General features: G+C 32.7%; 4 protein-coding genes and 1 pseudogene (1 of these 5 only partly in view). 4 read left to right on the top strand and 1 reads right to left on the bottom strand.

From position 1 onward, the window contains the following. A protein-coding gene (locus A2255_03970) for a site-specific tyrosine recombinase XerD (protein OGI16894.1) crosses the window boundary here: on the bottom strand, positions 1–655 show its 5' portion. 275 nt of this gene lie to the left of the window's left edge; only the first 655 of its 930 coding nucleotides appear in the window; its start codon is at positions 653–655; its stop codon lies off the left edge, out of view. 297 nt (positions 656–952) lie between these two features. On the opposite strand from A2255_03970, the gene A2255_03965 reads away from it, so the two are divergent. From A2255_03965 to A2255_03950, 4 genes and pseudogenes are all read left to right on the top strand, one after another. Continuing rightward, positions 953–2,953 carry a hypothetical protein gene (locus A2255_03965; GenBank protein OGI16877.1) on the top strand — a complete coding sequence of 667 codons (2,001 nt, stop codon included), beginning with the start codon at positions 953–955 and terminating at the stop codon, positions 2,951–2,953. A 343-nt stretch (positions 2,954–3,296) separates the two neighbouring features. After that, positions 3,297–3,932: a hypothetical protein gene (locus A2255_03960; GenBank protein OGI16876.1), complete on the top strand. Its 636-nt coding sequence runs from the start codon at positions 3,297–3,299 to the stop codon at positions 3,930–3,932. After that, on the top strand, positions 3,889–4,581 hold the full coding sequence (locus A2255_03955; protein ID OGI16875.1) for a hypothetical protein: 693 nt from the start codon (positions 3,889–3,891) through the stop codon (positions 4,579–4,581). Before A2255_03960 ends, A2255_03955 begins: the two co-directional genes overlap by 44 nt. Positions 4,582–4,897: 316 nt before the next feature. Next, positions 4,898–5,127 (top strand): annotated as a pseudogene (locus A2255_03950) (hypothetical protein).

Below are 5,127 nucleotides of genomic sequence, written 5' to 3'. Positions count from 1 at the left end.
GCCTGAAGCCTGTATTATTCAAAAAAATCGGGGAATTTTCCAAAATATTATCTTTATTAAATTGTGGTCTTATTTTAGAGATATACTCATTTAAAAACTTTTTTGCATTATTATTAATCAATACTATACGTTCTTTTCCACCTTTTCCAAAAACTGTAATCTCGTTTCCTTCTAGATTTAAATTTCCAAAGTTAAGATTACATAGTTCTGAAATCCTCATGCCGGAAACATATAGAAGCTCCAGAATAGTCCTATCCCTAAATCCTGATGGCGAATTTAGATCAAAAGCGTCTAATATAGTGTTAACTTCGCTTTTAGAAAGAAATTTAGGTAAACTTTTAATTTTTCTTGGACTTTTTATATTATCTGCAGGGTTAGCATTGATTAATCTTTCTCTATATAAATATCTATAAAAAGTCCTAATAGCAGCAATTTTTCTTGATACTGTAGTCCTGGTATATTTTTTTGTCTGCATCTCTGCTAAATACGAACGTATATTTTTATGATTTAAAATTTGAGGATCATTATTCCCTGCCCAAGCTAAAAAATCCAGAAGATCAGTGTAATAAGCCTTAACTGTATGACTGGACAAGTTTCTCTCTACCTCTAAATAAAGTTTAAAATCTTCAAGAATCTCTAACGATGATTTTTTTATTGAAACGCTTAAACTCTGCAAGTTCACACTCCACTAAGTACCTGATTTTTTATTATAGATACAATTTCCAAGGGGTTTTACATTTAACTATAAAAATTATACAATTAATCTTATTTAGTATGCAAAAACCTAACAAATTTGAATTTCCAATTAATTTTAGCTAAAATTCTCAAAAACCCACGCCTGCCACCCTAAAGGTAAATAAAGGGCAAAGCACTTTATTTAAAATTTTACTCAGATAATAGCTTAATATACGGCAAGTTTAAAAATTTACTGAAAGCAAAAGGAGTTATACATATGAAAAACACCAAAACAATGATATTATGCGCAGCTGCATTATCGTTAACAGTTTTGGGAACTTCAAACTTAAACACATTTGCCCAGATACAAGGTTTAGATAACAAAATTAATCAGGCTAATAATGGTACTAAAACACAGAACATCAAAAATCTTGTTAACAATAAGGAATATCAAGATTTAAACAAGCAAAATTTTGAAAATAATGAAATTGCAGTTAGAAACAATGTATATACAGCAAAAGTGGCCAGATACCAGACTGAGATTGATGACCTTATTAATCAACAAAAGTATGAAGAAGCTAGATTAAGATGCCTTGAGACTCTAAAAGCTAATCCTAATGACCATAAAACCAGAATAAATTTGGGTAGTATTTATTCTGCACAATATAAATTGGGTGCTGCTCACTCAGAGTTCATAAAAGTGCTGGAAAAAGATCCTAATAACGCTGCAGCACGCAATGGATTAGGCCTCATATATTATAGAAAAACCAGTTCTTCAAATATGGAAATAAGAAAAAATTTAGATAAATACTATAAAGGCGCATTAAAAGAATTTGAAGCAGCAATTAAACTACAGCCTGACTTCTATAAGGCATATAATAATGCCGGCAAAATACTGCAAGAGATGGGTAAAATTGATGAAGCAGAGCAGTATTACAGAAAAGCATTGGAATACGAACCAAAATATTCTGAAGCCCTGGAAAACCTTGGAACTACTTTATATGTTAAAAATCAGGTAGATCCTGCAATTGATAAATTTAAGAGTGCTATTGAATCAAGCACAAAAAATGCTTCAGCGTATTATCACTTAGGTGAAGCCTTAATTTCAAAAGGTGAATACAGTAAAGCAATTAATTACCTGCAAACAGCCTTATATCTTAGTCCTAATAGTGCACCAGTTCATGATATGCTCGGTAAAGCTTATCAACTACAGGGTAATGAGGCAGCTGCTATTGTGGAATACAAGAAATCTTGCTTAATTAAGCCTGAATACTCGTATCCATACTTAAGACTGGCTAACATTTATCAGGATAGAGGCGATTATGAATTAGCAATTTCTGAGTTAAGAAGTGCTTTATCTACTAATCCTGATTTTTTAGAGGGTAAATTAAAAGTTGCTGAAATATCATTAACCCTTGGAAAACCCGAGCAAGCAATAAGATATTATAGAGAAGTACTTGGAAATAGAAATTACTCACAGGTAGCATTAAAAGGTCTGGCTAAATCTTATTATATGAAAGCACAAGAAGCGAGCTCAACAGCTGGCATGATATCAGAATCTGAATATGTAGACGCAGAAAGTGCTATTAAACAGGCTATACAATTCAATCCGGATGATATTCAATTATATCTAGCTTTATTAAGAGTTTCACGTCTAACAAATCAGGATTCACAAGCAGAAGCATACTTAAGCAAAATTGTAGAAAATCCTGCAAATAAACCAATTGACCACATTATCAAAGGCGAAGCCTACCTCACATATAAGAAATATACTGACGCTAATAATGAATTCAAGCAGGCTATGTATCAAGTTAGTAGTATTAAAGACCTTATGAACCTTGGAGAAATCTTTATTACAAATAGGCAATATCCTGTTGCTAAGGAAACATTTAATAAGATATTATCAATGGATTCTGGAAATTTAAAGGCTATGAGAGCACTTGAAAGAATCCAAAGAAATGAAGAACTGGCAGTAGCCAAAATGAATGTTGCAAAAGGCTTCTATAATACAAGACAAAGAGCTGCAGCAATAGAAGCATTCAGGGATTCTATCTCATTAAATCCATATCTTGCTGAAGCGCAATTGTTACTGGCAAAAACATTTGAAAAAGAAAAATATTACTTCAATGCAATTGAGCATTATACTGCCTATATCAATCTTGCAAACACAGAAGGTAAAGACACCGATAAATATAAAAGAAAAATAGCAAAATTAAATGAGAAAGTTCAGAGAATGCAGGAAAAAGGGCAGCCCATTAAAAAATTCACCAGAATATAATTAGCTGAAATGTTTACCAATTCTGTGTTCTAACATTGTCATCCTGAAGTACTTGGTACTGTCATAAGTCCTCAATCCTTCCAATAATACCTTGTGTCATCCTGAAGCAGGAAACATTGAAATTATAATATTAATCGTGTATGTTCAGGATCTATCCCGCTAGCTATTAATACTAAAGATGTAAACTGGTAAGATGCTGACAAGAATATTACTAATAGTCACTTTTGGCGCTTCAGCATGACATATTAACTAAATAATTATTTAGCATTTCGAGTTAATTATGCTTTATAATTAGTATATTGATATTGTATATTATTATTTAGATAATATGGAGAGAAAAGACTTGCTAAGGCGAATTAAAAAAGGATTTTCAACTGCAGAAATCTTAATTTCTCTTACGATTATAGGAGTAATTGCTGCTCTTACAGCTCCTGCTCTTATTCAAAATGTTCGAGAAACTATCTGGAAATCATCTTATAAAAAAGCCTATTCTGCAGCCACACAAGCCTGGATGACCGCAATTACTAAGAAAAAAATAATTATTACAACTAATTGGTGGGATGGTACTGCACATAACACTAATTTTAATATTTTTAAATCTCAATTTAATGTAATTAAAGATTGTGCTGATGATGCTGGTGAATGTTGGAATATTGATGGTGATACATTTTTTGATCTGCCAGTAGAAGAAGGAGAGGGCCCTGGGTCTATGGGATTTATTGATTCCGCAGGAATGGCATGGATTAGATGTTGTACAGATGCAGGCTGTGCAGGAGAAATCCTGGTTGATACAAATGGATTTAGTGAGCCAAATAAATTCGGTCGAGATAGATTTATTTTTAGACCTTATTGTAGAGATGGAGTTGACTACCCTTGCAAGCCTGCATTATTAGATGTTCCTGACGATGTAACCATTGCAGATGATTCTTGTGAATATGGTAATTGCTATTATACCTCCTGGCTGGCAAATGAAGACTAAGCTGTATATTATGCAAACAATTATGGAGAAAAATGACTTGCTAAAGCAAATTAAAAAAGGATTTTCTCTTACAGAGATATTGATTTCACTTGTCATAGTAGGTGTAATTGCTGTTATGACAGCCCCTGCTCTTTTTCATGATGTCAGAGAAAATACCTGGAAAAAATCTTATAGGAAAGCCTATTCTACAGCTCAACAAGCATGGTTAATAGCATACAATAAGAAAAAAATAGCTACATTAAATGATTGGTGGGATGAGGCATCACATACTGCTAATTTTAATACCTTTAAATCTCAATTTAATGTAATTAAAGAATGTGTTGATAATGCAAGTGAATGTTGGGTAGCTGGCGATACCTATTATAATAGCTTACCTCTGCAAGATGACTCGATAATATTTATAGATTCTTCAGGAATGGCCTGGGCTAAAGCCTGTGTTACTGGCTGTGCAGGTGAAATTCTTGTAGATACCAATGGACACAATGGCCCAAATAAATTTGGTCGAGATAGGTTTATTTTTCATCCTTGTGGAGAAGGGGCTTCCTATCCATGTAAACCTATGAAGCTCATCGCTAATGATGACATAATTGAGACACATGACCGTTGTCATTATGGCAACTGCTATTATTCAAGCTGGTTGATTAAATAATGGTCTCTATAATATTAAGAGTTTAAATAAATATAAAAAAACTAGTATAATAATTTGGTAGTGGTATAAAACAAAGTGATATAGAACATATTCAGAAATCAAATTTTCCTAGTGTCATTGCGAGGAACGAAATGCAATGAAGTGACGAAGCAATCCAAATAATATTATTACCATCTTCTTTTGGATTGCCGCGCACCTACGGTGCTCGCAATGACAGTGCGACGATTAGCTGGATTATGGCTCTGAAAAAATTTATCACTTTAATTTTTACCATTACCAATAATTTATATTAATTTTACATTTAAAAAGAAAGAATATGCTAAATAAAATTTATTTAAGAGGTTTTACACTTGCAGAGATGCTGGTTACTCTTACTATAGTAGGAATAGTAGCTGCATTAACAATTCCTGCTATTATACAGGATGTTCAGACAGCACAATATAAAGCTGCTTTTAAAAAAGCATACGCAGATCTAGATCAGGCTACTAGAAGAATCTTAATTGATTATGGGGGAAACATTGGCGGTATTTGCTCAAATAATTTATG

Source organism: Candidatus Melainabacteria bacterium RIFOXYA2_FULL_32_9, assembly GCA_001784615.1.
Classification (GTDB): Bacteria; Cyanobacteriota; Vampirovibrionia; order Gastranaerophilales; family UBA9579; genus UBA9579.
This window is presented reverse-complemented; position numbering and strand designations above follow the sequence as displayed.

Coding starts and splice junctions, on each gene's coding strand:
- A2255_03955 (OGI16875.1), top strand. CDS start 3,889: ATGGTAATTGCTATTATACCTCCTGGCTGGCAAATGAAGACTAAGCTG.
- A2255_03965 (OGI16877.1), top strand. CDS start 953: ATGAAAAACACCAAAACAATGATATTATGCGCAGCTGCATTATCGTTA.